Genomic DNA, 26,476 nt, shown 5'->3' with positions numbered 1-26,476 from the left:
AACATACGTCGACAAGATCCGGGCGGGATCCCGACGGGCTGCGGACAGTCTGGGGGACAGCGTCGAAGTCTATGCCTCGGCATCAGCGGGTCCTCGGCGGGTCTCGCCCGCCGGGCCTCAGACGGCTCGGACGCGTGCGGCCTGCGGGCCCTTGGGGCCCTGGACCACGTCGAACTCCACGTGCTGGTTCTCCTCCAGGCTACGGAAGCCGTGGCCGTCGATCTCGGAGTAGTGCACGAAGACATCCGGTCCGTCGGCCCGGGCGATGAAGCCGAAGCCCTTCTCCGCGTTGAACCACTTGACGGTTCCCTGAGTCATTTCTTGCTCCTTGCAGGGGCTGGGTACGGGACCCGCACTGTGCGGGGTCCGGGCCGGCCTGGACGCGACTTCTCCAGTTCCCTGAAGGAAGGCGGCGCCCGCGACGTCGTTCTTCGCGAGCGTGCGGTGAAACACAGACACAAAAACTACGACCGCCCCGTACAACCGGTCCCCCACCGGATCCATTCCCGCCGTGGCACCGAAGTCGTCGTACGGGAGGCAACCGCCGCCGCGGTGTGCCCTGAGGGGAACGAGGAGGAGTCCGGGCGGTCGTCGGCCTCATCGTGTGGGAGCCATTCCGTGGGCGGGCCTGGGCCGGTCGGCCAGTTGCGCGGGCAGAGCCGCGTGTGTGGTGGCCGAGCCGGGGCATCCGGATTTCCGGGAGGTCTACATGGACACGAGTGCCTTGGCATGGAGCGGACGGTTGCGGGCCCGGCGGGCGGCGCGGGGTTCGGCCACCGAGGGGGCTGCGCGGGCGGGCCTCACCGCCCGGGGCGTGATCTATCTGCTGGTCGGGGCGCTGGCGCTGCAGATCGCCTTCGGCGACCACAACAAGCAGGCGGACCGTGGCGGCGCCCTGGCGGAGCTGTCGCAGAAGCCGTTCGGCGCGGTGCTGCTGTGGGCGCTGGGCATCGGACTCGTCGGCATGGCCCTGTGGCGACTGTCCGAGGCGATCTTCGGCTCCGTCGGGCGGGACGGCCGCGGCGCGCGCAAGCGGCTGCTGGCGACCGCCCGCTTCGTGTTCTACGTCTTCGTCGCCTACTCCGTGCTCGCGTTCGCGGCGAACCGGAACCAGGGGGGCGGCGGATCCAGTGACCAGCAGTCCCGGGACGCCACCTCCAGGGCCCTGGAGATACCCGCCGGTCAGTGGCTGGTCGGCGCGGCCGGGATCGCGATCGTCGTGGTCGGCGGCTGGGTCGGCGTACGGGCAGTTCTGCGCAAGTACCACGACAAGCTCAGGCTCGGGCAGATGAGCGACCGGACACGGCGGCTGGTGGATGTCACCGGCGTGGCCGGTGGCGCTGCCCGCGGGCTGGTGTTCGCCGTGGCCGGCGTCTTCGCCGTCCGTGCGGCCGTCGACTACGAGCCCGACCGGGCCAAGGGGCTGGACGACACCCTGCGGTCCTTCGCCGACACCCCGCTCGGCCCCTGGCTGCTGGTCTGCGTCGCGGCCGGGCTGGTGCTGTTCGGTGTGTTCTCCTTCGCCATGGCTCGCTGGCGACGGGTCTGAGCCGCGTCTCGCGGGGAACACGGAGCGGATGAGCGATTCCGAGATTCCGCATGGCGACGGCCGGCCCGTGGACGCGTACCTGGACCTCCTGCGCATCCGGATGGAGACGGAGGACTACCGCCTTCTGCTGCGCATGGTGGAACCGGTCCTGAAGGCGATCGACGAGGAGCGCCTCTCCAGCCTCGACCTCGCACTCGCCCCAGGGGCCGACGACGAGCTGCCCCCGCAGGTCCGTGACGAGGCCGCCCTCGTCATCGCCACCGCCGTCACCGGCCGCCTGGACAACGAAGTGATCGAGATCGACGTCGACGAGACCGGCCCGGTCAGGATCGTCACGGACGCGGCCACCGCTTCCGACCCCGTCCGCCTCGCCGAGATCGCCGACTACATCAGGGAACGGCACAAGGAGACGGAGGAACTGCGGGGCATCGCCGAGGTGAGCGGGCTGCCCACCGACTTCTGAGCGACAGCCGCCCCATCGGGCCGCACACCCGGTCGCCGCCCGCCTCGTCGCGCAGGGCCGGCGCCCAGGGGCGAACCGGGCACCGCAGCGGGCAGGCGTGTGCGGGTCGGCGCCCAGAAGCGCAGAAGCGCCCTCAGGGCGAGGCGGCCACGCCGGGGATCCGGAGTCCGACTCCCGGACGAGGCTGGGTCCCCGTTGCGGCCGGCCGCGCGGGCGGGCCGCCCAATCCCCGAGCAGCGGCTGAGCCGCCGCGGCAGTCCCGCACGAACGCCCGCCGACCCCCCGCCCCCGCCCCCGCCCCCGCCCTCGGTCCGGTCCATGGGCGGGCAGCGTCGGCGGGCTGACTGTCAGGGACCGGTACCCGCACGCGGACCGGCCATGTCACCGGTCTCGTACGCCGCCTTCAGACGGCCGCCACCGTCCAGCCGAGCGACTATCGACCGGCCCCAGGGCGTCCGGGAGTGCGCGCCGGTGGAATTCGGCCATCGCGGAACCCAGGAGACGGCGCGAGCGACTATCCATCCCCCACTCCTGTCGCGCACGCACCGGCCGTACGCCCAGGATGCGCCGCGCTGCCCATGCCGTATGCCGTCGCGCCACCCCGGGCCGAAACACGCTCACCAATATCCGGCCATTTCACACCCCGGGCACATCGGCCACGTCTTCAACCGGCGTACGGAATACAAGACCACTCACCTCCACAACCATGAGGCCGATCGGCCGATCAAGCCACTGATTGAATTGGCAATTGGGTCTGAATTTCAGCGATGAGAAACACTTCCGCTCTTTTCCCCTGAGACGAGAGCAACAAGGCGGGTACTTCGAGGCACTGAACACCACAAGAGAAGGGAAATACACGATGCAACGAATGACACGCTGGGCAATGGCAGGAGCGCTGCTCACCGCGACCCTCGCGGGTCCGTCGAGCATGCCCGCCCACAGCGCCCCCGCCTCGCTGTACGCACCCTCGGCCCTGGTCATGACCACCGGCCACGGTGAGAAGGCCGCCACCACGACGCCGGAGCGCGCAGTGACGGTCACCTGTGCGTACACGCCCTCGGGGACTCACCCCGATCCGCGGCAAGCCTGTGCGGATCTGGACCGCGTGAACGGGGACCTCGACCGCTTGGCCACCCTGCGCGGAAATGAGACGGGACGCCCCTGCACCAAGGAATACCGCCCGATTGTCGTCACCGTTGAAGGCGTATGGCGTGGTACACGCGTAAACTACGAGCACACCTTCGCCAATCCTTGCATCAAGGAAACACAGGGGGCTTCGGCATTCGCCTTCTGAGCCGCCGCGGCTCAGCAAAGCCTCTCACTGACAGGGCGGGCCGCAGCGTGACGCGGCCCGCCTCTCCGGTGTTCAGGTCCGCTGCCCGTCGGTCACGGCAGCAGGCGTCGCTCCTTGGCGACGGCCACCGCACCCGCGCGCGTGTCGACGCCGAGCTTGTCGTAGATGCGCCGCAGGTGGGTCTTGACCGTGGCCTCGCTGATGTACAGGGCGCGGGCGATGTCGCGGTTGCCGATGCCGCGGGCGAGTTGGGCGAGAATGTCGCGTTCGCGGTCGGTGAGGGTGGGGCGGGGCCGGCGCAGGTTGGCCATGACGCGGCCGGCGACCGGTGCCGACAGGGCGGTACGCCCCTCGGCGGCGGCGTGGATCGCGGCGAAGAGTTCGTCGGGGCGTTCGGCCTTGAGCAGGTAACCGGTCGCGCCCGCCTCGATGGCGCGGGTGATGTCGGCGTCGGTGTCGTAGGTGGTCAGGACCAGGACGTGGGCGGCGGAGCCGGGAGCGGTGAGGCGGCGGGTGGTCTCCACGCCGTCGATGCCCTCGCCGAGTTGCAGGTCCATCAGCACCACGTCCGGGGCGAGTTTCGCGGCCAGCGCGAGCGCTTCTTCGCCGGTGCCGGCCTCGCCGACGACCTCGACGTCCGGGGCGCTGTCGAGCAGGGCGAGCAGCCCGGCCCGTACGACGGCGTGGTCGTCGCAGACCAGGATCCGCACGGGAGCGCGGTCGGGGGTCGTCATCGGGGCGTCTCCAGGGGGACGGCGGCGGACAGGACGGTGCCCTCGCCGGGAGCGGATTCGACGGTCAGGGTGCCGCCGAGGGCGCGCAGCCGGGCCCGCATCGCGGGCAGCCCGTGCCCGCGGTCCGCGCCCGGGGAGCCGGGAAGTGTGGCGGGGTCGAAGCCGTGGCCGTCGTCGGTGACATCGAGTACGACCGTGTCGTCGAGGAGGGTGAGGGTGAGCGCGGCGTTGCGGGCGGCGGCATGCTCGCGGACGTTGGCCAGCGCGCCCTGGGCGATGCGCAGCAGGGCGGACTGGACCCGGTCGGGCAGCCGGGGAAGTCGGCCGTGGCCGTCGATGCGGACGCGAACGGCCAGGCGTGGCCCGGACTCCCGCGCGGCCAGGGCGCGCAACGCCTGATCCAGGCCGCCGCCGGCGAGGTCGGCGGGGGCGAGGTCGTGCACGAAGCGCCGGGCCTCGGCGAGATTGTGCTCGGCGACGGACGCCGCGGTGCGGACGTGGGCGCGGGCCTTGGCCGGCTCGGTGTCCCACACCCGGTCCGCCGCCTGGAGCAGCATCCGCTGGCTGGACAGGCCCTGGGCGAGCGTGTCGTGGATCTCCATGGAGAGCCGCTGCCGTTCGGCGAGGGTGCCCTCGCGGCGTTCGGAGGCGGCGAGCTCGTGGCGGGTGCGGATCAGGTCGTCGATCAGGACACGCTGGCGTGCGGTGTGCCGTTCCATCTGGAGGAAGACGGCGGTGGCGAGGGCGGCGACGGCGGGCGGCGCGAGGACCAGGTCGGGGTCGAAGCGGCCCGCGAGCTGTACCTGCGCGGCGACGACGAACACGGTCAGGAGCGCCACGAGAGCGAGGGCCGCGCGCGGTGGCAGCGTGCGCAGGCCCGTGTAGAACAGGGGGACCGCGCACCAGGCGAAGCTGGGGGCCGGCACGACCAGGACCATCCACACCACGACGACCAGCACCAGCCAGGCCGTGTGCCGCCGGGTGGGCCGCGAGCCCGGGGCACCGGTCTTGGGCCCGAGCAGATGCAGCGCGGTGAGCACGACGCACAGCGCGATGATCCACGGCGTACGCGGTTCGCCGGGATGGCGCAGCAGGAAGCGGGCGAGCGCTCCGCCGAGCAGCAGGAAGAACGCCGCGTGCATCACGGCGCCGAGCCAGCGGTTCTCCACGGTTTCCGGTTCGTACGACCGCTTCCCCATACGGGTTGCCTCCCTTCCCTCCCATCGGCGCTGAACTGGGCAAACACCTCCATTGTGGCCCGGCGCGGGGACCGCACGGGTCAACCGATCGGATGACCCCGGGGTCGTCCGTCGGGCGACCACGGTGCAGCCGGAACGTCGACCGTCGGGCCCCGGTTCCGGGCCGAGGGTGGAGACGGACGAAGCGGGGCGGCAACCGGGCCGCCCGCCCACCGAAGGAGTCGACCGACCCATGAACCGAGTGCCGAAGAACTACTCCCGCCGTGCCCGCGTCGCCACCGGCGGTGCCGTGCTCGCCGTCGTCGCCCTGGCGGGCTTCGGCGCGGTGTCCGCGAACGCCTCGGCGCCCGCCACGACGTCCGCCGCCACCACGTCCGCCGCCGCCTCCGTCAGCGCCCCGGCCCGGGCCACCATCACCTCCACCCACCTGACGATCGACGCCGCCACCAAGGCCGCGCAGGCCGCCCTCGACGCCGCCGAGAAGGAGAACCAGCGCGTCACGGTCGCCGTCGTCGACCGCGGCGGCAACACGATCGTCACCCTGCGCGGCGACGGCGCCGGTCCGCAGTCCTACGAGTCCGCCGAGCGCAAGGCGTTCACCGCGGTCGCCTGGAACGCCCCCACCTCCCAGTTGGTCGAGCGCCTGGAGCAGTCCCCGAACCTCAAGGACATTCCGGGCACCCTGTTCCTGGCGGGCGGCGTCCCCGTCGCCGCCGACAAGGCGCCGATCGCCGGCATCGGCGTCGCGGGCGCTCCGTCCGGCGCGCTGGACGAGAGGTTCGCCCAGGCGGGGGCTAACGCGATCGCCCGCTAGCCGCACCGCAGTCGCGGCGTGCCTGGGTCAGCCGGTGCCGAGCGCCTTGAGGAGGCGCGCGCGACGGGCCGTCATCTCGGCGGTGTCCTGGTCCGGGTGCTCGTGTCCGGCGTGGGCGAGCAGGTGCGCGGCGCCGGCGGCGCCCATGGCGGCGAACCGACTCACCAGTACATACCCATAAGTACGGAAAACCGCATAGATAGCGAGACAGGGGAAACTCGGGCCGCACAACCGTTGATGACGCGCGGAGGAGTTCGATATGAGCCAGGTCAAGACGAGTTCGTCGGATCTTCCTCAGCCGTTGCGGACCATCGGTGCCGGGCTTCGCCGCTTGCCCGGAGCCGGGCAGGTGACCAAGGTCGCCGACGGTGCGCTCGACCGGATCGGAGCGGTCTCGCCACGCGGCCGCCGGATGGCGGTCTACACCGGGGCCGGGGTGCTCGGCGTGGCGGGCGTGGTGGAATGGCCGGTGGCTCTCACCGGCGCGGCCGTCGCGTGGCTCACCCAGCCGCACCCCCGCCAAGGCGCGCAGGAGACGGCCCAGGGCGATACGGCGGCGAAGGCCGGGGGCGACGCGGCTCAGGAGGGCGGGCAGCCGGCTGCGGTCGGCTCCGGCACTGTCCCCACGGGAACCGCCGACGCGCTCTCGGAGGGTCAGGGTCCCGGCGACAGGCTGGCACCTTCCCACTTCCAGCACGACCGCGCGGGGAACGCCAGGCACGATCAACCCGCCAAGGTCGGCGACCCTGTCACGACGTCGGCGCTCAAGAAGGTCGCGGAAGCCTCCACACACCACGAGGAGCGGAACGCATCCGCCTAGCACGGCGCAGCCCCGTGCCGCCTCAGTAGTCGTTGCGGCGCCGCAGACTGAAGGGCCGGCCGTCGGGGTCGACAAGGAGGCGATGCAGAGGCGTGCCGAGCGTCTTCGCCGTACGTGAGAGGCTCGGCGGGCGATAGGTGCGCAAGCGGCCGGGTGGCCTGGGGCCGCGGCGGCCGTCGTCGTGCCAGGCGTCCAGTGCGGCGGCGCTCGCCGCGAAGGCGTCGAAGGCGTGCAGGGGGTCACACAGCGGGTCGGGCGCGTGCGGGGCCCGGGGGGCTTCCCGGTCCAGGTGCTCGCGCGAGAGTTCCAGACGCAGATCCCTGGCGAAGCCGCGCGCGCCGTCACCGAGGCCGCCGGGGTCGGGCGGCTCGCGTGGGTCTGTGGTCTCGTCCAGGACGGCGCAGGTGAGTTCGGAGTCGTGGGTCCAGGAGCGGAGGTTGATGTTGTCCGATCCGACCGAGGCCCACACGTCGTCGATCACGCACACTTTGGCGTGTACGTACACCGGTGTCCCGGCGTGGTTCTCCAGCCCGTACACGGCGACGCGCCCGCCACCGGCTCGGCGCAGCCTGTCCAGGGCGGTGATCCGGCCGATCAGGTTCATCGGCAGGGTGAGCCGGCCGTCCTGTTCGGGGACGGAGGGGATGACCGCGATCAGGCGCAGGCCGGGGTGTGCGGTCAGCGCCTCGGCGAAGCATTCCACCACGTGCGGAGACCACAGGTACTGGTCCTCCAGGTAGATCAGGGCCCGGGCCCGTCGCAGCGCCTTGCGGTAGCCGCGCGCGATACTGCGCTCGCCGTCGGGGGCGAAGTCGTAGCCGCGCAGCAGCCGGTTGGGGTACGTGCGCAGGGCCTGGACGAGGTGTGGACCGCAGGGCGAGGGGTCGGGTGCCTGGGGCGGCAGCGGGTCGGCGCGTGTGTCCTCGCGGTGGGCGAGTTCCCGCAGGCGGACGAGTGGGCTGCGGGTGAGCGGCGCGGGGTCGTCCCAGCGCTCGCGGAAGCCGGCCTCGATGTCACCGACGGCCGGTCCGCGTATCGCCAGCTGGATGTCGTGCCACGGTGGGTGCGGTCCGTAGGCGGCGGCGATGGGCAGGGACTGCGGATCGCCGTGGTGCGCCGCGTCGTCGTGGCGGTTGTGACACAGGTCGATCCCGCCGACGAACGCCGTGTCGAGTTCCGGGCGGCCGGGATGGCGGAGGACGACGAGCTTTTGGTGGTGCGAGCCGCCGGGGCGTACGCGCATGTCGAGCAGGCACTCGCCGCCCGCCGCTTCGACCTCCTCGCCGAGGTGGCGGTTCTCGGCCTCACTGAACTGAAACCGGTCCAGGTGGGAGCGCCAGACCAGTCCTTTGACGATCACACCGCGCGCGGCCGCCTCGCACAGGACGGTGCCGATTTCCGTGCCGGGGCCGCCCAGGCGCTCGTCGGGGTCGCCCCGCCAGTCGGTGAACAGGAGCAGATCCCCGGCGCGCTGCGCGCGGATCGCGCCGAGGAGCGCGGGGAAGTACGTCGCGCCGTGGACGAGGGGGCGCACCAGGTTCCCGTGCGACCAAGCGGCCCGATCCGGTCGGCGGCTGTCCAGACGTGTGGCGCTGTTGCCGCGTTCGTCCGAGGTCAGCAGCCAGTCGGTGAGTTCCACAGCACAGCCTCCAGACAGCACAGACGGGTACCCGGTTCGTGCTCCCTCACCCCGGCGGACGGCCGTACGGCTCCAGAGTCTTTGAGAGAGCGCGGCGCTTGCCGCTTGCCGCTGCTCGGGCGGCTCGCATCGGGTGGGGCGGGAAGGGCGTACCTTCCCAGGGGACCGACTTCTGATCACCGAGTGGGCCGACGTCAAGCCGTCGGCCGGAAGGGAGGGCGGCATGACCGGCCCCCGGGCTGACGGAGAGCCGGCTGAGCACCGGCGGTTCGCCGAGTACCTGCGGGCGCTGGAGGTGGTCGCCGAGACGGACGAAGCCGACCTGGTGGCCACCGTGCTGACCGACCAGGACACGACGATGGCGGACGGCGCGGTGGGTCGCCATCTGGACCGACGGGCCGCTCAGCTGTTGACCGGCCCCCGGTTCACCACCTGGGCCCAGGCCATGACCGAGGTGGTCCAGGAGCGCGACTTCCTCACTCGTCGGCTTCGTGAGTGGAGCCTGTTGAGATCCGTCGCCCTGGGTGGGTCCTGGTCAGCCGAGGAGATCACCGGGGCCTCCGACTGGTTCCAGCGCACGGCCGTGACGACGGAGACGGTGACCGCACCCGATGCCCTCCTGCTGCTCGCCGAACACGGACGAACGCGCCGCGTCCGCAACGCCGCGAGCCGTCGCCTGGATCAGCTGGAACAGTCACCCTGACTTGAATCCGCGGTTCTTGTCGTGCGGTCACGGCAGGATGGAGTCGACGTACCCGCCGTCCACGCGCAGTGCGCTGCCGGTGGTGGCCGAGGCGTGGCGGGAGCTGAGGTAGACCACCATGTGTGCGATCTCCTCCGGTTCGATCAGCCGTTGCAGCAGGCTCTGCGGCCGGTGCTCCCGCATGAAGGCGCGCTGGGCCTCGTCCCAGGGCAGGTCGCGGTCCACCAGTTCGTGGACGAAGTCCTCCACCCCGCCCGTGCGGGTGGGTCCGGCGATGACGGAGTTCACCGTCACCCCCGTGCCGGCCGCCTGCCTGGCGAAGCCCCGGCTCACCGCGAGCAGCCGGGGTGACGATCGCCGTGCCGATCCCCTGGGTGGAGCCGGTGACCAGGGCGGTGCGGCCCTTCAGATCGATGTGCAGGCTGACAGCCCCTTTCGCGTGCGGATCCGGCTCGCCGGGTACCCCTCAGATCAGTTGCACACGCGCTCTACGCGCAATCGCCGGATTTAAAGGGACACAACGGAAATGAAAAGCTGGCTTCGAAGCGGCTTCGGACGTGGTTCATGGACACCACGGGAGGAACAGCACGCATGAGTGAATGGCAACTGACCGACACCTTCCCCAGCACATCGGGCGACGTCCGCTGGGCCAGCCTCGGAAAACCCGGCCGGGATCCCGTCGTACTCCTCCACGGCACCCCCTTCTCCTCGTACGTCTGGCGCGCTGTCGCCCGCGCACTCGCCCGCAGCCACCAGGTCTTCGTGTGGGACATGCCCGGGTACGGGGCATCGGAGAAGTCCGCCGGCCAGGATGTGTCCCTCGCCACCCAGGGCAGGGTCTTCACCGAGCTCCTGGCTCACTGGGGCCTGGACGAACCGCTGGTGGCGGCCCACGACTTCGGCGGCGCCGTTTCCCTGCGAGCGCACCTGCTGCACGGGGCTCGCTACCGCGCGCTCGCCCTGGTCGACCCGGTCGCGCTGGCCCCGTGGGGCTCCCCCTTCTTCCGGCTCGTCGGCGAGCACTCCGACGTCTTCGAACAATTGCCTCCCGCCCTGCACCGAGCGCTGGTGCGCGAGTACGTGAGCTCGGCCAGCAGCCCTGGCCTGCACCCCGCCGTGCTCGACCGGCTCACCCGGCCCTGGCTCGACGACCTCGGCCAAGCGGCCTTCTACCGTCAGATCGCCCAGGCCGATCAGCGGTACACCGACGAAGTACAGGACCGGTACGGCGAGCTCAGCATGCCGACGCTGGTGTGCTGGGGCGAGGACGACAGCTGGATTCCCGTGGCGAAAGGACGGGAGCTCGCCGCCCGCATCCCGGGCGCGCGCCTTGAGCCGATCGCCGGTGCGGGCCACCTCGTACAGGAGGACGCGCCCGCCGAACTCACAGCCGCGCTCATGGCCTTCTTCCAAGAACCGCGCTGACCTCCCGCACGACCCGGAGTCACCTTCCCGTCAGAGAGAACCCGACGGCTGAGCCCCCCCCCATGACGGGGCGTCGTGGGGGGGCGCAGGCGCCGAGTCGCTTGGACCGGTGCCGGGAGATCGTTCAGGACGTGGGCGGGAGGCAGACCTCGCCCGTGCCCAGTTTGATGATGGCCCGGGGCCTCATGGGCTCCTCACCTCGTCGGGAGAGCAGGACGACCTCGTCGACCGCCGCCGACAGCGTGCCGAGCCTGGCGGCGCACTCGGCCGCCAGGTGTTTCGGGTCTCGGGTGCGGCCGAGGGAGAGATGCGGGGTGAAGCGGCCACCGCGCCCGAGGCACAGGGGGAACCGCAGTTGCAACTCCCGCTGGAGACGGACCCAGGGTGCGAGTTCCGCCGCGGCCGGATCGAGCCAGACCGTCGCGTAGTGCCGGTGCCGGAAGTACCGCACACCGGCGAGGCGCGCCGTGAACGCCGCGCCGGCCGCCGCCCCGGCGGAGAGCAGCGGCAGGGCACGCGCGAACTCCTCCTCCGGTACAAAACCGAACAGCAGGTTCACATGCGGCGGCCACCGCCGTACTTGCGGATCATGCTCCCAGCGGATGTCCTGGATCGCCGGCCAGAGCTCGCGCGGCGGCAGCCACGCCACGGCCGTCCGGGCCGTCGGCGCCACCTCGAGCACATCCTCCGTACCACCCGCGCCGAAGTCCGGATTTCTGTCCACCGGGTCATGGTCGCAGGAAAGACCGCTATACACCGTCTTGTCCGGGCTCGACCCCGGAACCGTGACAAGATCATCCCATCGACGTAGCGGGCGAACGATTCACCAGGTGAACGGCGCGATATCGGATCAAGCGCGCCGGGCGGCACGGCCATCCTTGTGCGCGTATCCAACTCATCGGCGGGCGTGGGCATTCCGGTGCCCATCGCCTCCCCTGGCCAAGGAGTCCCCCTTGAGTCTTCGTCGTATGGTGACCGGCGTTCTCGGAGCCGCCGCCCTCGTGTTGACGTCCCTCGGCGCGGTGACCGCCCAGTCGAGCCCCGCCGCAGCGGACCCGTGCGGCTTCTACGAGACCGGCTCCGACGCCTTCTACAACCACTGCACCTCCGACGGCTCGCGGGTGGTCATCCACGTCAGGGTCGCCTACGCGGCCGACTACGAGCGGTGTGTGGCGCCCGGCAGGACCTGGCTGGGCTCCGCCGCCAAGATCCAGGGCGCGCACTACGTGGGCCGCACCTGCTGACGGCCGGTCATTTCGCATAGGTTCACAGGCCGCAGGGCCGGGGCCTGGGCACGGACGCTCAGACCCCGGCCCCACGGCACCTCCTCGACCGCCCGCCCATAGCCGGCGACGGCCAGTGCGACAGCCCGGTTCACGTCCACCCCAGCTCGGTGTACCGGTGGCCCGCGCGGAAGCGTTCGATGGCGGTGCGGGTGTAGGCCACGATCGGCTCCGGCAGGGCGTCCGGGCTCCACCAGCGCCAGGCCAGGCACTTGTCGGCCTCGCGGATCACCGGCTCCCCCGCCCACCGCCGTACACGGAAGACCAGGTGCAGGCGCGGCCGACTGCCCGGCGTGTCGCAGAGGTGCAGGATGTGCGCGAGTTCGGCGTCCTCGGGGTGGATCAGCAAGCCCGCTTCCTCGTACGCCTCCCGCACGAGGCACGCGATCGCGCTCTCCTGTTCACCGCGCCCGGCCAGGAAGTGCCATTCGCCGCCGGCGAACACGCAGTCGGGGTGACGCAGGCCGAGCAGGACTTCACCCTGTGCGTTCTCCAAGTAGAGATGCACACCTCAAGGGTTGAAGGGCTCAGCCGCAGACGCGGCACGGTCTCCGGGGCGAACCACCGCAGCATGATCCCTTCGGTGAGGCGAAGGGAGTCAGGATCTCCGTTCCAGTGGCCCACAAAAATCTGGACGGGCACGGTCGCCCCGCCGAGGGCCGTCGCGTACACCACTCGGAACTCCTGGAGGACCGGCAGCACGAGGCCGGCCTCCTCCCACAGTTCCCGGCGGGCTGTCTCTCCAGGGACCGGTCGACCGGCTCGCGTCCCCCGCCGAGCAGGGACCAGGCGCCGGGCTCGCAGATGCCGGGCAGTTGGTCCCGCAGGTGCAGAAGGTACTCGCCGCCGTCGTTGACGATCAGGACCGACGCCTTCTGCGGCTCCGGTCGGATCGAGTCGGAGTCGATCGCGCCGGTCCCCATCCGTACGTCCTCGTGAGCCGCCGCCACCGCGTCCCCCAGAAGTCACGCGCCTTCGATGTCGCCCAGCCCGACGAGAGTAGCCCCCTGGGCGACGTCACAAGGCGCGAGTCGGCCTGCGAAGCGCCCTGAACTGGGGGCCGTAGGTGCCCGGCGCGTAGGGGATCTTGGTCTCCATCAGTTCCACGGCCGGATCCTCCAGTCCCCGCATCGCGTGCAGGGCCGCGCCCAGGCTGCGGTGGCCGCCGCCGGCCCAGGCCGCGTCGAGCCTGTCCAGAACGGTGCTGTACGTGGCGTCGAAGCGAAACAGCAGCTGCCCGACACGGGCCGGCGGGTTGGGCCAGCCGCCCACCGGGACCGGGGCCATGGGGCGCACGTCGGGGAACGGTACGGGCCCGCCGACGTACTTCCAGCCCTCGTCGGTCTCGCGCAGTTCCCGGCCGTGGTAGATCTCGCCGAAGGCGTAGTAGTGCGCCGGATGGTCGTCCTCGAACGAGTCGGCCGGGGAGCCGGCGGTGCCCTCCCCCTGCTCCCTGATGATCTCGATGGCACGCTCGACGTCCTCGAGGGTCTCGACCGGCCGCAGGTCGTCGCCACCGACGTACTCGGACAACTGTCCGCGCACCGACAGTTGCGGCCTCACTGCCCGGAACGCCTTCTGCATGTCCTCGTAGAACTCGCCGACCGTGGGTGCCGCCTGCACGCTCCTGACCAGCGATTCCTCGGGAGCCTCGATCGCCATCATCACGTCACGGACGAACGGTTTCGTCAGGCCGGACAGGTAGACCGTCACGCCGGCCCGCACACCTCCGGGCAGCGGACCGGGATAGACGGGCGCCGCGGCCTTGATCTGCGGTCTCCCGCCCACCGCCACGAGCAGGTTGCAGACGATGCCCAGGTGGTACATCTCGTCACCGACGATGCGCCGGATCATCCGCGCCACCTCGCTGCCCCGGTCCCTGACGGACCACCAGCCGCACAAGTACGGGGGAATGGTGGCGAGTTCGAGTCCCACCGCGACCTGGAGAGCCGATCTGAGCCAGCCGACCCCGCGGTCGTTCTTCGGAACGGCCAGCAGACGCGCCACAGACCCGAGGCCGGGCGCGGCCAGCGGCGCGGTCGCCGGCGCCGCTGTGGCCTCCGCCGCACCGGCGACCGCGGCGGGCGCGCCGGCCGCCAGGGCCGCCGACGCCAGAAAAGTCCTGCGCTTGAACGGAGCAACCGCCGGACTGCCCGACTCTTCGCTCATACCCGTCACCCTCGCCTCAGCTGGAAGCCGTGGGCCCACCGCGACTCGACAGAACCGGGGACCCTGTCAACAGCACGCGAAGCTAGCAGCCCTCACCGCCACCACCTGGGCACACAAGCCGAGCCGTTCGTCGACCTCCACCCTGTCGGTCCAACGCGCGGACTTCCGGCGGGAGGCCGGCCGCAAGCCGCCGGCACCGCGATCAGCCATCGGTGCCGGCGGCCATCCGCAGGGCGGGTGCGTGTACCGGGCGCCCGGCTGCGGCGGGCGGTCAGTTGAAGGGGTCGAGTGTGAGGTACGCCTGGCGCGGGCTGCCGTCGTGTACGAGGGACTCGTGATGGCCCACGTCGTCGAAGGCGAACGCGTACGCCTTCCCGTCGGCCATCTGAGCGTGGATCTTGCGGGCGTAGTGGTTGGTGACGTCGTCCTTGTAGAAGGCGGCCGCACTGGAGTCGGGCTGGTTGGGGTTGACCAGCAGCGTGGAGCGGTTGAACCCGGCGCACAGCGTGCGCGAGATCGGGCCGCGCACCAGGTCGTTCGGCGCGTCGAGTTTCCGGTGGCAGCCGAAGACCGAGGCGGCGTCGGGTTTCTGGAAGGCGGTGACGGTGGTGCCGGCGCTGTTGGTGAAGTTCATGACGCCGCCGGAGACCCTGCCGTAGTACTTGGTGCCCGGCTGATCGGCGAACGGCGTGACCGTCAGGGTCGAGGTGGAGTACTTCTGCCAGACGCGGTTGATGTAGTCGTCCATGACGGTGGTCGGCAGTGCGCCGGTCTCCAGTCCGTAGAGCGGCGACAGAGCGCGCAGCACGGTGCCGTCGGGACGGGTCTGGATCAGGTTGGCCCAGCCTCCGGGCTGTCCCCTGAGGGCGTTGAAGAAGCCGTTGTAGCCGCCGGGCTTGAGGCGGCCGGTGCTCGCGGTGGTGCCGTCGGCTCGCTGCACGCCCACGGCGTAGGGCGCGGAGAACATGTCGACCTGAGTGCTGTTGATCCACAGGCCGGAGTCGTTCAGTGTGTACTCCGACCAGTTGAACAAGATGTTCCGATTCGGGTCGGTGGGGTTCTGAACGGCGGGTTGGACCAGGCCCCCGGTGGTGAGCTTGAACACCAGTTTCTGGCCGTAGGAGAAGTACACGCGGCCTGAGAACTTCGGCATGCGGATCGTCGTCGACTGACCTGCCGCCGGTCCAGGGATCGCTGCGTCGGGCGCGGGGGTCGGTGGGTTCCCGCCCGCCGGCCAGGGGTGGAAGGTGCCGTTGGCGTCGGCCCAGCCCTGCCGTCCGGTCGACAGTTCCGTACCGAGGTTGTAGATGTACACCTGCTCGCCGCGGGCCGAGTTGTTGGTGATCTTCAGAGGGATCGTGGCGGGGACGGCGGCGTGGGCCGGGGTGCCCCCTCCGGTGGCGAGCAGTGAACCGGCGACGGCCGTCGCGAGGGACAACCCGGCGGCCGCGGCCCGGCGTCTGAGTGTGCGTAACATGCTCTGTCTCCGTTCGACATGGGCCGATTCAGGAAGTTCTGAGAGCGCTCTCAGAGTTGCGCTCTGGTTCGGACCTGTCAATGAGTCGAGCGTCCGGACCGACGGCAGCCGACCGGCGAATCAGGCGGGTACGTCACCGATCAGGCGGGTACTGGCACCGATCAGGCGGCGAGAGGTCCACACGGCGAGCGAGGTCACGGGCCGCTTCGGCGCCTCCGGTACGTCGGGCCATGATGTCCCGCACCGGCTCGGGCAGTTCGTCCCGGTGGAGACGGAAAGCGTCGCGCCCCTTGGTCGGCCCCACGCCGCTGGACGCCTCGTCGAAGACGATGGCTGGAGGGTGAGAGGCCGCCGACGCGAGGGCGGGATCTCGGTCGAGTGGCAGGGGACCCCGCCGCTTTCCGTGTGGCGGCGGGGCCGTTCCGTTCTCCGTCCCGTGGAGTCAGCGGCTCCGGGTGAAGACCTTGTGCTGGGTGGAGCCGGTGGAGCAGAGCTCCTTCTCGGCGGCCGTCATCTTGCGGGACTCGACCACGACCGCGCTGTGCCGACCGTCCGTGCCGTTCGGGGCGGGGCCGGTGATCGCGTCGGGTACGAACCAGTAGCAGTGGCCCCACTCGGGGTCGTCGTAGTGGGTCTGCCAGATGCCCGTTATCTGCCGCATCACCTGGACACGGGAGATCCAACCCACCTCTCCCGGCTGCACGGACACCGTGAAGGAGCTTGTCTCCGTGTGCGAGCTCTGCCAGGTGTGGTTGTACGTCGCGGTCACACTGGCGGTGATGATGCCTTCGATGCCGCCGCCGACGGTGACCTAACCTCCCACCGAGTGGGAGGAGCCCACGGTGTACATCGTTTGGAGCAGCGGGATTTGTCGCACCGGCGTGGATTCACCTGCGGGCAGCTGGGCAGCACGGACCCGTCGGCGATCAGCACGCCGTGCCGCCACGCGGGCGTCCCGCGGGTCGGCCGGTGACCGCAGTCGCGTTGTGCGCGCAGCCGGCCTGGGCGTGCCCCTTGTAGAGGCGCATGTGGATGCCCCCCGAAGGCACGGAGGGCTCCTGGTCTGCTGCGGTTCATGCCCGTTGTCACACACCCCGCTCGGGATCCCATGCCGGGGAGACCCATACCGAAGGCCAGGAACCAGGAGCCAGGAGCCAGGAGTGGAGACGATACGCACCGTCTTGCTATAGTGGGCGCGTGGCATTCTTCTACTTTCTCTGAGTCCGGGCGCGGCCGACGCCGCCGTTTCCGCCGCCCGTAGACACTTCGCATCCCCAGGGAAAGTCACATGCGCGAACGCGCTCATATCGCCGCACCCGCTGCCGTGGCGCAGCTCTCCGTCAAGGACGTCACCAAGTCCTACGGCACCCGGACCGTCCTCGACCAGGTCTCCTTCACCGTCCGCCCGGGCGAGAAGGCCGCCGTCATCGGCGAGAACGGCTCCGGCAAGTCCACCCTGCTGCGGCTGCTCGCCGCGATCGAGGCGCCGGACGCCGGGGAGATCACCGTCAGCTTCCCCGGTGGCGTCGGTCACCTCGCCCAGACCCTCGACCTCGACCCGGACTGCACCGTGCAGGACGCCGTCGACCTCGCCTTCGCCGAACTGCGCGACATGGAGCGCCGGCTGCGTGCGGCGGAGGAGCGCCTCGGTGAGGCGTCGGCGGAGGAACTCGCCGCGTACGGCGATCTGTTGACGGCGTACGAGGAACGTGGCGGGTACGAGGCGGACGCCCGCGTCGACGCCGCCGTGCACGGGCTCGGGCTCACCGGGATCACCCGTGACCGCGTGCTGGGCTCGCTGTCCGGGGGTGAGCAGTCGCGGCTGGCGCTGGCCTGCGTGCTGGCCGCCGCTCCTGAGCTGCTGCTCCTCGACGAGCCGACGAACCACCTCGACGTGACCGCCGTGCGCTGGCTCGAGGAGCACCTGCGCGCACACCGCGGCACCGTCGTCGCGGTCACCCATGACCGCGGCTTCCTGGAGCGCATCGCCACCACGATCCTCGAGGTGGACCGGGACGCACGCACGGTGCGCCGGTACGGCGACGGCTGGGCCGGCTACCGCACCGCGAAGGCCTCCGCCCGGCGCCGCGCGGAGCAGGAGTACGCCGACTGGCTGGAGGAGGTGGCTCGTACCGAGGAGCTGCTGGAGGCCGCCGGGCGGCGGCTGGCCGGCACCGGCAAGGATCCTCGGCAGGGCTTCGGCAAGCACCGCCGCTCCCACGAGGCGAAACTCGGCGGACAGGTGCGGGCGGCTCGCGAACGGCTCGCCACCCTGCGGCGCAAACCGGTGGCGGCGCCACCGGAACCCCTGCGGTTCACGGCGGCACTGACCGCGGCGGGCGGCGAGCACCCTGCCGGTCGCCCGCTCGCCGAGCTCGACGGCGTGGCGGTCGGCGAACGGCTGCGCCTGGACGGGCGGTTGACGATAGCGCCCGGGCAGCGGTTGCTGGTCACGGGCGAGAACGGGGCGGGCAAGACGACCCTGCTGCGCGTCCTGTCGGGCGACCTCGAACCCGACGCGGGCGCGGTGTCCCGCCCGGCGCGGATCGGTTACCTGGCGCAGGAGCTGCCCGCGCGCTCCACGCGGCTGCCGTTGCTCGCCGCCTTCGCGGCCGGGCGGCCCGGGCTGGCGGAGGAGCACGCCGAACAGCTCCTGGCGATGGGCCTGTTCCGTGCGGAGGACCTGCACGTGCCGGTGGCGGCGCTGTCCGCGGGACAGCGGCGGCGGCTGCAGATCGCCCGCCTGGTGACCCGGCCCGCGGACCTCCTCGTCCTCGACGAGCCGACGAACCACATCGCACTCGACCTGGTCGAGGACCTGGAGGCGGCGCTCGCCACGTACCCGGGTGCGGTCGTGGCGGTCTCGCACGACCGCGGTTTCCGGCGGCGGTTCGAGGGCGAACGGCTGGAGCTGCGCGACGGCCGCAGATGCTGACGGTGGAACCGGTGCGCGGGGACGGCGTGTTGAGGGGATGTCCGTCCGCGTCGTACGACGCGGTGCGGGCTGTCACCGGGCGTGCCGGCTCCCGTACAGTCCGTGGCACCAGCACCCGTTCCGTGGCATCGAGCGCTTCGCCGCGGCAAGCCCAGCGGTCGACCAGGAGAAGACACATGGACACCGAAGCCGGCCTCGGCTCACCCCCGCACGTTCCCGGAACGGAGCGGCCGGTCCCCGAGGCCGAGCCCGGCCTCGTGGCGCGGTGGCAGGCGGGAGGAGGTCAACTGGTCGAGCTGCTGTCGCAGGTACGTGAGCGGATCGGCGGCGTCGCCGCCTTCCGTCTCGGGCCGAACCCCACCGTGCTCGTCACGGATCCGGGCGCGGTCCAGCACGTGCTCGCCCGGCACCCGGACCGCTATGTCAAGCGCTCGCACCGCGCTCGCCTCCTGGTGGGCGACGGCGTCCTGTCCGCGACCGGTGAGGCGTGGCAGCGGCAACGCCGGTTGCTCCAGTCCCAGTTCACCGGCACCGGCATGCGCCGCTACGACCGGCGGATCACCGAGGCGGCCAGGACCACCGCCGAGCGCTGGGAGTCGTACGCCCGTACCGGGCAGACCTTCGACGTCGGGCAGGAGATGCACCGCTTCGCCCTGGACGCCATCTGGCGCTCGCTGACCGGCCATTCCCTCGACGACGGGACCGAGCGCGAACTGGCGGCCGTGTCGGCCGTGGGGGCCGCGCTTCCGACGCTGCCCGCGGACGTCACCGACGCCGAGGCCGCCGTGGCCGCCGATCTCGCCCGTATCGACGCGGTCGCCCTGCGCGCCATCGAGGCGGCCCGCGGCGGGGAAGCGGGCCCGGACGGTCCGGGCCTGCTGCACATCCTGATCGACGCCGGCACCGAGCGCCCCGAGTACACCGACCGGCTGATCCGCGACGAGCTGGTCACGTTGCTCGCGGCCGGGCACGAGACCACCGCCACGACCCTGACCTGGCTCCACCTTCTCCTCGACCGGCATCCCACCGCCCGCGAACAAGCTCTCGCCGCCGGCGAGGCGGGGTCGGCGCAACGCCGCGAGGCCATTCGGGCGCTGGTCCACGAGACGCTCCGGCTCTACCCTTCCGCATGGGTTCTCCCCCGCCACGCCGCCGAGGACGACACCCTCGCCGGCTACACCGTCAAGGCGGGCACCGACGTCCTGGTCTGCCCGTACCTGACGCACCGCGATCCCGAACTGTGGCCGGACCCGGAGCACTTCGACCCGCGGCGCTTCACCGCCCCGGGCGGCCGTCCCACCCACCCGGGCGCCTACTTTCCCTTCGGCATCGGTCCGCGGGCCTGTCTCGGCCTGCAGTTCGCGCTCCGCGAATCGACCGTCCTGCTCGAACACCTGCTGCCGGCCCACACCCCTGCCTTCGCCGCCACCCCGGCAAGGGCGCGGTACGGCATCACCGTCCGCCCCGACGGCCCTTCGCCCGCCACCCTGAAGCCGCCGCTCGCCTGAGGCGGCCGGTGCCTGGTGACCGTGGTCAGGGGAAGCGGAAGGTGCCCGCCCGCTCCGTCCACTCCCGCGCCGAGAGGGCGAGAAGTGCCTCCGTTTCCTTCGGGTGGGGCAACGGACCGTGGTCTCCTGTCACTTGGAGGGCGGAGGCAGCGGTGATGTGGCCCAGTCGGAGGGCTCGGGTCGTTGTCGCGCCCCGCAGCAGGCCCGCGAGGAAACCGGCCGCGAAGGCGTCACCGGCGCCGACCGGCTCGACCACCGTCGTGCGTGATGCCGGCTCCGTGTGGCTGCCCTCGGCGGTGAACGCCGTCGCGGCGTTCGGCCCGTCCTTCACGACGAGGATGCGTGGCCGCGGGAGCAGTGCCCGTATGCCCGCCGCCGTCAGGTGCTCGCCCCACAGTGCCTGTGCCTCGTCCAGCCCGACGAAGACGATGTCGGCCCGGTCGGCCAGTTCGCGCAGCACGGCAGGCGCCGATCCGTCCGGCCACAGGGCGGCGCGGTGGTTGACGTCGAAGCTGACGGCGTACGGACGTGCGCCGGGGTCGGTGGCCAGCGCCCGCAGCACGAGTTGACGGCACGACTCGGACAGCGCCGGGGTGATGCCGGTCAGGTGCAGCAGCGCGGCCGTGCGCAGAGGTTCGCCGTCCAGTGCCTCGGGACCCAGGGCGGAGGCGGCCGAGCCGCGCCGGTAGTAGTGCACGCGGGTGCCGGCGGGGCCCGGGTCCTTCACCAGCAGGCCGGTCGGGCGGTGGGGGTCGGTGCGCACATACGACACGTCGACGCCGGCGGCGGCCACCGTGGCGCGGACGCGGTGGCCCAGGGGGTCGTCGCCGAGCGCCGAGAGCCAGGCGGCCGGGATGCCGTGGTCGGCCAGGTACATGGCGACGTTCGACTCGGCTCCCGCCACCGACAGGCGCAGGTGCGCCGCGTTCAGCAGGGGGCTCGGTGGGTCGGGGGCCAGGGCCGCCATCGTCTCCCCGACGCAGACGACCGAGCCGGGGGTGGGACGCCATGGGGCGGCCATGCGGGATGTCTGCCCCAGTACTCGTGCGGCCGTGCCGCCGCGGTGGAGGCGGTGACCGGTGCCGGTCCCATGAGTGCCCCCGCGCGACTGGAGGCGGTCCGGGCGGGTGGGACGCCGGTCCGTGGTCATCGCGGCGCCTCCGCCACGACGGTGCGGAACAGACGGGCGCGCTTCCTGAGGGCGGTGATGCTGCCGCCGTCGGCGGCGTCGCCGATGAGTGGGGAGCCGACGCCGACCGCGAGCGCTCCCGCCGCGAGGCAGGCGCGGGCGGCGGCCTCGTCGATTCCGCCCACCGGGACCAGCGGTGCCTCGGGGAACGGGCCGCGCAGGGCCTTCAGATAGGCCGCTCCCCCGGCTTGGGCGATCGGGAAGATCTTCAGCGCGGCCACTCCCAGGGCGCGGGCGGCGATGATCTCCGTCGGGGTCAGCACGCCGGCGAGGACCGGCATGCCCAGATCCTGTGCCGCGCGGACTCCGTCACCCAGTCCCGGTGTGACGGCGAAGTCGGCTCCCGCGCCGTGTGCGGCGCGGGCGTCCTCGGCCGTCAGCACGGTGCCCGCGCCGAGGGGGTGGTCCGGGCCGAGGGCGTCGCGGGCGCGTTCGATGACGGAGAGGGCGGCCGTGCCGGTGAGTGACACCTCGATCAGTTCGACGCCCTCGTCGGCCAGGGCCAGCACGGTGCGCAGCGCGGCGTCGGGGTCGTCGCCGCGCACGATGGCGACCAGGCGGTGGGTGGCGAGCGCGGCTGGGAGGTCCACGAACGGTGCTCCTTCTCTGATCTTCACTACGTCGTCGGGGGCGTCGATCCGGTCCAGGTCGCGCCCGGCCTGGACGAGCAGGGCCCTCATCGCCGCCTCCGCGGCCCGCGGGTCCTGGTGGCGTACGGCGTCCAGGACGGCGCGGTGGGCCGGCACGGGGTCCCCGCTGTGCGGGTGGCTGTGCACGATGCGGTCGCGGTGGGCGAGGCCCGGCTCGATGACCATCTCCATGCGGTCCAGCAGTTCGTTGCGGGTGGCGCGAAGCAGGGCGCGGTGGAAGGCGAGGTCGGCCTCGACGGCGCGGGCGGGGTCGGAGCCCCGCGTGTCCATCGCCTCCAGCGCCGTTTCCAGGGCCGCCAGGTCGGCGTCGGTGCGGCGCTCGGCGGCCAGGCGCGCAGCGGCCGGTTCCACGACGGCGCGTACCTCGGCGAGGTCGTGCAGCAGCGTCCGGTCGGCGCCGGTGACGCGGTCGGCGCCCTCGAACCGCCAGCGCAGTACGTCGGCGTCGAGCAGGTTCCAGTCGGCGCGGGCCCTGACGAAGGTGCCGCGCTTCTGGCGGGCGTCGACCATCCCCTTGGCGGCGAGCACCTTCAGGGACTCGCGCAGGGCGGTGAGACTGACGCCCAACTCCCCCTGGAGCGCCACCAGGTCGAGCGTGGCTCCCTCGGGGATCCGGCCGCCCAGAATGCGGCGGGCGAGGGCCTCCACAATCTGGCCGTGCACACCGCGGCGGGCGTAGGGCGTCATGCCGCCCCCAGGGAGGCGACGGCTGTGGCGATCTCCTCCCGGTCCCGGGCGGCCGTCGGGTTCGTCATGGAGGGCTCCCTGTGGATCCGCGCGGCGGAACCACGTTCGCCTGGCACTCTCGCCACGTCAAGATTAATTACTAATTCATGGGAACTGAGTCTGACCAGTCCGGCCTCGATTCACGTCCGGCGCTCCATCGTGACGTTGGTCTGGACCTGACACGTCAGCATGACTAGGCTCTGCCCGGACCTGAGTGAGAGCGCTCTCAGATCGCGGTTGTTCCACCCCACCTCGTTGGAACGACGAAGGGCACCTCCCATGAGACGCACCAGACTCACGTACGCCGGCCTGGCCGCACTCCTCGTCTTCGGTGGCTGGACCGCGGGCGGAACCGGGCCGGCCTCGGCGAGCGACTCCGCCTCCGCCTCCGCCTCCGCCTCCGCCTCCGCCGAACTGCTGCGGGCCATGCAGCGGGACCTCCGTCTGTCGAAGGAGCGCGCCGAGGACAGACTGGCCGCGGAACGCACCGCCATGGACATCGCCTCCGAGGCACGCGGGGCAGCCGGATCCGCCTACGGCGGCTCGTGGTTCGACGCGGCGAGCGAGCGGCTCACCGTGGCCGTCACCGCGAAGGCCCCACCCTCGACCGTGCGGAAGGTCCGGGCCACCGGAGCGGGCGTTCGCACCGTCGCCCACAGTGCGCGCGAACTCGACGCGACCAAAGCCCGCATCGACCGGCTCTCCGCCCCGTCGGGCGTGAGCAGCTGGCACGTCGATCCGGTCGCCAACACCGTCGTCGTGAACGTCGTCCGGGGCAGGAAGACGGACAACGATGTCCGACGGTTCGTCTCGCGCGCCCGCGAAGCCGGACCCGTCACCGTCGACACCGTCGCCGCCGCCCCGCGCACCTTCGCGGCGGGAACGGTCGGCGGCGACCCGTACCACACCGGCAACGTCCGCTGCTCCATAGGCTTCTCGGTGCACGGCGGATTCGTCACCGCGGGGCACTGCGGCCGGCCGGGGGCCGCCGTGAGGGGCTGGGACGGCACCCACATCGGGACGTTCCAGGGCTCGTCGTTCCCGGACAACGACTACGCGTGGGTGAGTGTCGGCAGCGGCTGGTGGACGGTGCCGGTGGTCCTCGGCTGGGGCACGGTCCCGGACCGCCTCGTGCGCGGCTCGGCCGAGGCGCCCGTCGGCACCTCCGTGTGCCGGTCCGGCTCCACGACGCACTGGCACTGCGGCACCGTCCTGGCCAAGAACGAGACGGTCAACTACAGCCAGGGCGCGGTGCACCAGATGACGAAGACCAGCGTCTGCGCCGAACCCGGCGACTCCGGGGGCTCCTTCATCACCGGTGACCAGGCGCAAGGCGTCACGTCGGGAGGCTGGGGCAACTGCTCCGGCGGCGGGCAGACGTGGTTCCAGCCCGTCAACGAGATCCTCGCCCGCTACGGGTTGAGGCTGCACACGGCCTGACCGCGGGCCGGGGAAGCGTTCGGGTGGCGCTCCAGGAGGGGGCGCCACCTTCGGCGCTCAGGCCGCTGTTCGCCTCGGCGGGCCGGAAGTACGAGCCGCTGCCCGTGCGGAGCCGGCCGTAGTGCAGGATGAGGACCATGAGCGTAGTCAAGATCAACGTACTCACCGTCCCGGCCGAGCAGCGCGAGACGCTCGAGAAGCGCTTCGCCTCCCGTGCGCACGCCGTGGAGAACTCCGACGGGTTCGAGTGGTTCGAACTCCTCCGCCCGGTCGAGGGCACCGACAACTACCTCGTCTACACGCGGTGGCGTGACGAGGAGTCCTTCCAGGCCTGGATGGAGGGTCCCATGAAGGCGGCCCATCAGGGCGGCGGTGCGGACGGCGCGGAGCGTCCGAAGCCGGCGGCGAGCGGATCGACCTTGTGGTCCTTCGAGGTCGTCCAGCAGGCGGCACCGGCGAACGACTGACGGTTGCCGACGCAGGTAGCGTCGGGCGCCGGCCTCAGCGAGCGCTCCGTCCGGGCTCGGTGAGGCCGGCCGGCCGGTCGGCGGGCCGAGTCGGCCTCACCGAGTGCTGTCGGTGCGGCAGGCGCGGGGCCGGCGGCGCCGGGCGGCGCGGGCCGCCTGTCCCCAGCAGCGTGCGCGCGATGGCCACGTGCTCGGCGTTCAGTGCCTGCCCTTCCTCCGCGCGCCACAGGGAGTTCTGGAGCACACGCCCCAGCGTCCACGCCCGAGCTCGCTCGCGGTCCACGCCCAGGATCTCCGTCATCAGGTCGAAGCGGTGCGTCAGCCGGCCCTCCTCGAAACGGTTCCACAGCGCGGGCAGCAGCTCGAAGCACGGGTCGCCGGCGAGGGGCTTCGGGTCGATGACCAGCCAGGGCTCACGGTCGGCGGCGAGGACGTTCTCGAAGTGGAGGTCCCAGTGCAGCAGCCGGTCCCCGGGCTCGTCCGCGACCTCCCGCACGGCCGCGGCGCAGTCCTTCAGCAGGCGTACCTCGTCGTCGGCGCCCGCGGTCTGCAGGGTCGCCAGGACGGGCGGCAGCCGCTCGAACAGGCCCGCGGTGATCGCGTCCAGCCGCCGCAGCCCCGCCGGTGCCGGCAGGGCCGTGAGCCGCGCGAGCAGTTCCGCGAGGATGCGGGTCGCCGTCATCACGTCCGGCACGGTCGCCAGCGGCCGCTCCTCGTGGAGCCGTTCGAGCAGCAGCGTGCCGGTCTCCGCGTCCTCGGCCAGCAGATGGACGCAGCCGTCGCCGTCCCAGGTCCGCAGCGCGAGTCCCTCACCGGCCGTCTCGTCGTCGATGTCCTGGAGTTTCAGCGCGGCCCGTCTGCCGTCCGGGCACACCACGGGCAGGACGACCGAGACACGACCGTTCATCGGGGCGCCCTCCTGCCGCAGTCCCCACCGCTCGAGGAAGTCCGCGCCCCGTTCCAGCAATCCCGCGTCCACCGTCACCTCGAAGTCGAGTTCCGCCCTGTCGCCCGCCGGCGCCCCCTCCGCCTGCGCGCCTCCGCCGCCCGGCCACGGCCGACGCCGCGGAGGAAGCGCGGAGTTCGGTCGGCACCGTCGGCATGCGAGGCTAGCGTCCGGAGCTCGGCGCCCTGCTCTCGGTCTGCTGTCCGCGGTGCGGTCGGGTGACCGCCACCAGGACGACGGTGACGCTGATCAGCAGCGACCAGGCGCCGATCTTGTCCACGCCGACGGGCTGCCAGCCGTCGAGTTGGTAGGGGTAGCGCCAGGCGCCCAGGTAGGTCGCGAGGTTCTCCGCGACCCACAGGAAGAAGCCGATCAGGAGGAAGGACAGCGCCAGCGGCATCCGGCGGCGTACACCGCGCACCGTGAAGTGTGCCGAGGTGCCCGCGGTGACGGCCAGCAGCAGGCCGGCCAGGAGCCACCGCGCGTCGGGCAGCCAGTGGTGGCTGAAGAAGTTGACGTAGACGGCCGCGGCGACCACGGCCGTCGAGCGCGGGCGGTACCGGACCAGCTCCAGGTCGAACAGGTGCCAGGCACGACAGACATAGCTGCCGACAGCCGCGTAGAGGAACCCCCCGTACAGCGGGACGCCCGCGAACTTCAGCACGGCCGGCTCCGGGTAGCTCCACGAGCCGAGGGACACCTTCACCAGTTCGAACGCCAGGCCGATGACATGGCAGACCGCGATGACGGCGACGTCCCGGCCGTTCTCCCAGCCGCGCACCCAGAACAGCAGGGTGAGCAGCACACCGTAGGCGACGAGGAGGTCGTACCGGGCGATGGGCAGGCCGGGCAGCAAGGCGGACGCCGCCACGCCGGACAGCAGGGCGATGGCGAACGCGCAGGCCCGCGTCTGTGTCCACGCGAAGTCGAGCAGCTGGCGAACCGATGAGGCCATGGGGCCTGTCATGTTTGTGGTGACCATGATGTGTTCGAGGACGGTTCTGCGGCCGCTCGGGTTGCCGGGCCGGAGCCGAAAATCCGTTGCG

At 71.8% G+C, this 26,476-nt stretch carries 26 protein-coding genes and 3 pseudogenes; 12 read left to right on the top strand and 17 right to left on the bottom strand.

The window, feature by feature from the left end; translation table 11 throughout:
* Positions 1-117 precede the first annotated feature (117 nt).
* Positions 118-318, bottom strand: a complete 201-nt coding sequence (locus tag ABZ078_RS35195) for a cold-shock protein (RefSeq protein WP_356582146.1) — start codon at positions 316-318, stop codon at positions 118-120.
* 391 nt (positions 319-709) lie between these two features.
* Between ABZ078_RS35195 and ABZ078_RS35190 the strand changes: the two genes are divergently transcribed.
* From ABZ078_RS35190 to ABZ078_RS35180, 3 genes are all read left to right on the top strand, one after another.
* Positions 710-1,549 (top strand): DUF1206 domain-containing protein, encoded by an 840-nt coding sequence (locus tag ABZ078_RS35190; protein WP_356582144.1) that lies wholly within the window; start codon positions 710-712, stop codon positions 1,547-1,549.
* A gap of 28 nt (positions 1,550-1,577) precedes the next feature.
* Complete coding sequence (locus ABZ078_RS35185) at positions 1,578-2,012, top strand: hypothetical protein (protein WP_356582142.1); 435 nt, start codon at positions 1,578-1,580, stop codon at positions 2,010-2,012.
* 883 nt (positions 2,013-2,895) lie between these two features.
* Positions 2,896-3,306 carry a subtilase-type protease inhibitor gene (locus ABZ078_RS35180; protein WP_356582156.1) on the top strand — a complete coding sequence of 137 codons (411 nt, stop codon included), beginning with the start codon at positions 2,896-2,898 and terminating at the stop codon, positions 3,304-3,306.
* A gap of 92 nt (positions 3,307-3,398) precedes the next feature.
* Here ABZ078_RS35180 and ABZ078_RS35175 read toward each other — a convergent pair whose 3' ends face one another.
* Positions 3,399-4,040 (bottom strand): response regulator transcription factor, encoded by a 642-nt coding sequence (locus ABZ078_RS35175; RefSeq protein ID WP_356582140.1) that lies wholly within the window; start codon positions 4,038-4,040, stop codon positions 3,399-3,401.
* Positions 4,037-5,239, bottom strand: coding sequence for a sensor histidine kinase (locus tag ABZ078_RS35170; RefSeq protein WP_356582138.1), 1,203 nt, complete (start codon positions 5,237-5,239; stop codon positions 4,037-4,039). The genes ABZ078_RS35175 and ABZ078_RS35170 overlap by 4 nt, the downstream gene beginning before the upstream one ends.
* Positions 5,240-5,471: 232 nt before the next feature.
* Between ABZ078_RS35170 and ABZ078_RS35165 the strand changes: the two genes are divergently transcribed.
* The gene (locus tag ABZ078_RS35165; RefSeq protein WP_356582136.1) at positions 5,472-6,053 is read left to right on the top strand and encodes a heme-binding protein; all 582 of its coding nucleotides are present in this window, start codon (positions 5,472-5,474) and stop codon (positions 6,051-6,053) included.
* 27 nt (positions 6,054-6,080) lie between these two features.
* Here the strand turns inward: ABZ078_RS35165 and ABZ078_RS35160 are convergent, their stop codons facing one another.
* Positions 6,081-6,218, bottom strand: coding sequence for a hypothetical protein (locus ABZ078_RS35160; RefSeq protein ID WP_356582134.1), 138 nt, complete (start codon positions 6,216-6,218; stop codon positions 6,081-6,083).
* Positions 6,219-6,312: 94 nt separating this feature from the next.
* Here ABZ078_RS35160 and ABZ078_RS35155 point away from each other — a divergent pair, with 94 nt between their 5' ends.
* Entirely contained in the window at positions 6,313-6,873 is a 561-nt protein-coding gene (locus ABZ078_RS35155; protein WP_356582133.1) for a hypothetical protein, read from the top strand.
* Between the two features lie 22 nt (positions 6,874-6,895).
* Here the strand turns inward: ABZ078_RS35155 and ABZ078_RS35150 are convergent, their stop codons facing one another.
* A complete protein-coding gene (locus ABZ078_RS35150; protein WP_356582131.1) occupies positions 6,896-8,512 on the bottom strand; it encodes a phospholipase D family protein in 1,617 nt (538 codons plus the stop codon).
* A 223-nt stretch (positions 8,513-8,735) separates the two neighbouring features.
* Between ABZ078_RS35150 and ABZ078_RS35145 the strand changes: the two genes are divergently transcribed.
* Complete coding sequence (locus tag ABZ078_RS35145) at positions 8,736-9,215, top strand: hypothetical protein (protein ID WP_356582129.1); 480 nt, start codon at positions 8,736-8,738, stop codon at positions 9,213-9,215.
* Positions 9,216-9,242: 27 nt separating this feature from the next.
* Here the strand turns inward: ABZ078_RS35145 and ABZ078_RS35140 are convergent.
* Positions 9,243-9,557, bottom strand: a pseudogene (locus ABZ078_RS35140) (SDR family oxidoreductase); the annotation flags it as partial.
* A gap of 249 nt (positions 9,558-9,806) precedes the next feature.
* Here ABZ078_RS35140 and ABZ078_RS35135 point away from each other — a divergent pair.
* Complete coding sequence (locus tag ABZ078_RS35135) at positions 9,807-10,640, top strand: alpha/beta fold hydrolase (protein ID WP_356582128.1); 834 nt, start codon at positions 9,807-9,809, stop codon at positions 10,638-10,640.
* A 124-nt stretch (positions 10,641-10,764) separates the two neighbouring features.
* On the opposite strand, the gene ABZ078_RS35130 is transcribed toward ABZ078_RS35135, so the two are convergent.
* Positions 10,765-11,364, bottom strand: a complete 600-nt coding sequence (locus ABZ078_RS35130) for a 2'-5' RNA ligase family protein (RefSeq protein WP_356582126.1) — start codon at positions 11,362-11,364, stop codon at positions 10,765-10,767.
* A gap of 247 nt (positions 11,365-11,611) precedes the next feature.
* Here ABZ078_RS35130 and ABZ078_RS35125 point away from each other — a divergent pair, with 247 nt between their 5' ends.
* Positions 11,612-11,884: a DUF6355 family natural product biosynthesis protein gene (locus tag ABZ078_RS35125; RefSeq protein WP_356582154.1), complete on the top strand. Its 273-nt coding sequence runs from the start codon at positions 11,612-11,614 to the stop codon at positions 11,882-11,884.
* 130 nt (positions 11,885-12,014) lie between these two features.
* Here the strand turns inward: ABZ078_RS35125 and ABZ078_RS35120 are convergent, their stop codons facing one another.
* The 5 genes and pseudogenes from ABZ078_RS35120 to ABZ078_RS35100 all read right to left on the bottom strand — a co-directional run bounded on the left by ABZ078_RS35120 (position 12,015) and on the right by ABZ078_RS35100 (position 16,338).
* Complete coding sequence (locus ABZ078_RS35120) at positions 12,015-12,431, bottom strand: NUDIX domain-containing protein (protein WP_356582124.1); 417 nt, start codon at positions 12,429-12,431, stop codon at positions 12,015-12,017.
* 80 nt (positions 12,432-12,511) lie between these two features.
* A pseudogene (locus ABZ078_RS35115) lies at positions 12,512-12,625 on the bottom strand (NUDIX hydrolase); the annotation flags it as partial.
* A gap of 315 nt (positions 12,626-12,940) precedes the next feature.
* Positions 12,941-14,092, bottom strand: coding sequence for a ferritin-like protein (locus ABZ078_RS35110; RefSeq protein ID WP_356582122.1), 1,152 nt, complete (start codon positions 14,090-14,092; stop codon positions 12,941-12,943).
* Positions 14,093-14,363: 271 nt separating this feature from the next.
* On the bottom strand, positions 14,364-15,569 hold the full coding sequence (locus ABZ078_RS35105; protein WP_356582121.1) for a glycoside hydrolase family 64 protein: 1,206 nt from the start codon (positions 15,567-15,569) through the stop codon (positions 14,364-14,366).
* Positions 15,570-16,011: 442 nt separating this feature from the next.
* Positions 16,012-16,338, bottom strand: coding sequence for a hypothetical protein (locus ABZ078_RS35100; protein WP_356582119.1), 327 nt, complete (start codon positions 16,336-16,338; stop codon positions 16,012-16,014).
* Between the two features lie 519 nt (positions 16,339-16,857).
* Between ABZ078_RS35100 and abc-f the strand changes: the two genes are divergently transcribed.
* On the top strand, positions 16,858-18,504 hold the full coding sequence (gene abc-f, locus ABZ078_RS35095) for a ribosomal protection-like ABC-F family protein (RefSeq protein WP_356582118.1): 1,647 nt from the start codon (positions 16,858-16,860) through the stop codon (positions 18,502-18,504).
* 176 nt (positions 18,505-18,680) lie between these two features.
* Positions 18,681-20,012 carry a cytochrome P450 gene (locus tag ABZ078_RS35090; RefSeq protein WP_356582116.1) on the top strand — a complete coding sequence of 444 codons (1,332 nt, stop codon included), beginning with the start codon at positions 18,681-18,683 and terminating at the stop codon, positions 20,010-20,012.
* A gap of 25 nt (positions 20,013-20,037) precedes the next feature.
* Here ABZ078_RS35090 and ABZ078_RS35085 read toward each other — a convergent pair whose 3' ends face one another.
* From ABZ078_RS35085 to ABZ078_RS35075, 3 genes and pseudogenes are all read right to left on the bottom strand, one after another.
* The gene (locus tag ABZ078_RS35085; RefSeq protein ID WP_356582114.1) at positions 20,038-21,033 is read right to left on the bottom strand and encodes a sugar kinase; all 996 of its coding nucleotides are present in this window, start codon (positions 21,031-21,033) and stop codon (positions 20,038-20,040) included.
* A gap of 125 nt (positions 21,034-21,158) precedes the next feature.
* The gene (locus ABZ078_RS35080; RefSeq protein ID WP_356582152.1) at positions 21,159-21,791 is read right to left on the bottom strand and encodes a bifunctional 4-hydroxy-2-oxoglutarate aldolase/2-dehydro-3-deoxy-phosphogluconate aldolase; all 633 of its coding nucleotides are present in this window, start codon (positions 21,789-21,791) and stop codon (positions 21,159-21,161) included.
* A 45-nt stretch (positions 21,792-21,836) separates the two neighbouring features.
* A pseudogene (locus ABZ078_RS35075) lies at positions 21,837-22,538 on the bottom strand (FCD domain-containing protein); the annotation flags it as partial.
* A gap of 318 nt (positions 22,539-22,856) precedes the next feature.
* Between ABZ078_RS35075 and ABZ078_RS35070 the strand changes: the two are divergent.
* Positions 22,857-24,017, top strand: coding sequence for a S1 family peptidase (locus tag ABZ078_RS35070; protein ID WP_356582112.1), 1,161 nt, complete (start codon positions 22,857-22,859; stop codon positions 24,015-24,017).
* A gap of 137 nt (positions 24,018-24,154) precedes the next feature.
* Entirely contained in the window at positions 24,155-24,484 is a 330-nt protein-coding gene (locus ABZ078_RS35065) for an antibiotic biosynthesis monooxygenase (protein WP_356582111.1), read from the top strand.
* 34 nt (positions 24,485-24,518) lie between these two features.
* On the opposite strand, the gene ABZ078_RS35060 is transcribed toward ABZ078_RS35065, so the two are convergent.
* Together ABZ078_RS35060 and ABZ078_RS35055 are read right to left on the bottom strand one after the other, a co-directional pair.
* Positions 24,519-25,463, bottom strand: a complete 945-nt coding sequence (locus ABZ078_RS35060) for an aminoglycoside phosphotransferase family protein (RefSeq protein WP_356582109.1) — start codon at positions 25,461-25,463, stop codon at positions 24,519-24,521.
* A 130-nt stretch (positions 25,464-25,593) separates the two neighbouring features.
* The gene (locus ABZ078_RS35055; RefSeq protein WP_356582107.1) at positions 25,594-26,385 is read right to left on the bottom strand and encodes a DUF817 domain-containing protein; all 792 of its coding nucleotides are present in this window, start codon (positions 26,383-26,385) and stop codon (positions 25,594-25,596) included.
* Positions 26,386-26,476: the final 91 nt, after the last annotated feature.

Origin of the sequence: Streptomyces sp. NPDC006385 (assembly GCF_040612485.1) — a bacterium.
In the GTDB taxonomy this organism is placed as follows: Bacteria; Actinomycetota; Actinomycetes; order Streptomycetales; family Streptomycetaceae; genus Streptomyces.
The sequence above is the reverse complement of the archived record's forward strand: the minus strand, read 5'-3'. Positions and strand labels throughout refer to the sequence as shown.